The 2,506-nt window shown below is 64.4% G+C and carries 2 protein-coding genes; both read left to right on the top strand.

The genetic code is table 11. From position 1 onward, the window contains the following. On the top strand, nucleotides 1–862 hold an 862-nt coding region (locus QZ964_RS15375; protein ID WP_292532518.1), incomplete at its 5' end, for a glycoside hydrolase family 3 N-terminal domain-containing protein. Between the two features lie 1,106 nt (nucleotides 863–1,968). Beyond that, nucleotides 1,969–2,506: ScpA family protein (locus tag QZ964_RS15370; protein ID WP_292532517.1), on the top strand; the 538-nt coding region annotated here is incomplete at its 3' end.

The raw sequence follows: 2,506 nt of genomic DNA, 5'->3' as shown, positions 1-2,506 counted from the left end.
CGTTCGTGCGGCGCTTGGGCGCGAGGCGCCCATTCTCGTCGACCAGGAAGGGGGCCGCGTTCAGCGACTGGGTCCGCCGCATTGGCGCGCCTATCCCGCAGCGGCGCGTTTCGAGGCGGCGGGCGCCAACGCCGCGCAGGCCGAGCGGCTCGCCTGGCTCGGCGCGCGGCTGATCGCCCATGATCTGCGAGCGGTCGGGTTCGACGTCGACTGCCTGCCGGTGCTTGATACGCCTTCGGCGGACTCCCATGGCGTTATCGGCCATCGCGCCTACAGCCGCGACCCGGCGCGCGTCGCCGCCATCGGCCGCGCCGCCGCGCAGGGCCTGATGGCGGGCGGCGTTATTCCGGTGATGAAACATATTCCGGGGCACGGGCGCGCCCGCGCCGACAGCCATTTCGAGTTGCCGGTCGTCGAGGCCGGCCGCGCGGAGCTGGAGCGCGTCGATTTCGCGCCCTTCAAGGCCAACGCCGATCTGCCGATGGCGATGAGCGCCCATGTCGTCTACACCGCGATCGACCCTGCGGCGCCCGGCACGCTCTCGAAGACGGTGATTGGCGACATCATCCGCGGCCATATCGGCTTCGACGGGCTGCTGATCACCGACGATCTCTCGATGAAGGCGTTGACGGGGAGCTTTCGCGAACGGGCCGAGCGCGCGATCGGCGCCGGCTGCGACATGGTCCTGCACTGCAACGGCGACCTTGCCGAAGCACGCCCGGTCGCCGAGGGCGCGCCGGCGCTGGCGGGCAAGGCGCTGGCGCGGGCGGAAAAGGCGCTCGAATGCGTGGGCGGCGTCGAGGCGTTCGATGTCGCCGAGGCGACCCGCGAATTCGACGCGGCGATGCGGGCGGTGGCGTGAATTCTAACGGGTCTCGTCGCCGTCAGGATCCAGTCGTCGACTTCGTTGTCGCCCCGTCGGGCGCAATTCGTCACGCCAGACTTGTTCTGGAGACTAACGAACTTGCAAGGCCAGGGCCTGTCCTGCGCTGATGACGCCCGACAGGCAGAGTCGCGTTCACTGCCGCCATAGATCGAAGTAGGTTCCTGGCGCAATGGGGTCAATTGATATAGGCGCGAGCGTCACGTGAGCGCCGCCTTGGCTACTTGTAAATCTAAACGTCGGTGCAAGCTGTATAACTGTTTGGGCGCCAAGAGCGCAGCTAGGCCCAGCGGTGCAATTAATAGGGGTGACAGCTGCAGCGGCGTACGTTGTTATATTTCCAGAACACGTTGTTGCATCGTAACCAGTTATTTTCGAAATTGTACCAGCAGCGTTTACAATACTATTTTGGGGGCTGGTTGGCGGTGAGAGCGACAACTTTGCGACCCACTTGAATTTCCCTGTTAATGAGGTCGTGGGAAACTCGGTGATTGTCATAGAGGTCGCACCGTAAAGCATCTGGTTAGTAAAGCCGTCGATTCCCGTGGCATTGAAGTAATCGCCACCAGCTTTCACGCCGGCGTAGGAACCCGAAGGCATCGTGCACGCCGCACGCGCCGATGGCGCGAAGGCAGAAATGACGCCTGCCAAAACAATCACATAAAGCGGTCTCGTCCCATAACGCAGCAACTTCGTCCCCCTGTTACCCATTGGTTTTTTCCCTCGAATTCGAGAAAACTCTGCCGGCCCGCTCTCAATCGAGAGCCCAGCCGCCACTTGATCCCAGACTCACAAGGCTACGCTCGTCGAAACGATGGCGTGGCGCGCGGCAGGAGTCAACGCGAGCTGCGCCGATGCGCTGAATTTGCAGGAGATCAGCGAGCGGCGCTTTCGCCGGTTGCGCGACGCTTATGAAGCGAAAGGGAACGATCCGCGGCTTGTCGACCCTTTCCAGTAGCGGCCTCTTCTGTGGACGGCCGTCCCAAAGCGCAGGCGGCGCTTGCGATTGCGGGCCTTAAGGGCCAATCTCACATTGAGTCGCCAGGAAGGGCTGATTCGGCAAGGGAAACAGGCGCAAAGCCTCTATGGCGCAGGAACTGAGCTTCGAAATGGACGAGCCCCGCGGCGCGGGCGAGGAGGCCTTTCTTGTCGACGTCGACGGATTCGAAGGGCCGCTCGACCTGTTGCTCGAACTGGCGCGCCGGCAGAAGGTCGACCTCGCGCGCATCTCGATCCTCGCGCTCGCCGAGCAATATCTCGCCTTCATCGAGGCCGCCCGCCGGGTGCGCCTCGAACTCGCCGCCGACTATCTCGTCATGGCGGCCTGGCTCGCCTTCCTGAAGTCGCGGCTGCTGCTGCCCGAGCCCCCGAAAGGCGAAGAACCGTCGGCCTCCGATCTTGCCGCCGCGCTCGCCGAACGGTTGCGCCGGCTGGAGCTGATGCGCCGCGCCGCCGACAGGCTCACCGAACGCGCCCGGCTTGGCCGCGACATGTTCTTGCGCGGCGGGCCGGAGGGCGTCGAGACCATCTCGCATCCGAAATTCCAGGCGAGCCTCTACGATCTTCTTTCGGCCTACGCCCGCCAGCGCCAGAAGACCGCGACCTCGCGCGTGGTGCTGCGTC

The sequence above is a fragment of the Methylocystis sp. genome (genome assembly GCF_021731785.1).
GTDB lineage: Bacteria > Pseudomonadota > Alphaproteobacteria > Rhizobiales > Beijerinckiaceae > Methylocystis.
This window is presented reverse-complemented; position numbering and strand designations above follow the sequence as displayed.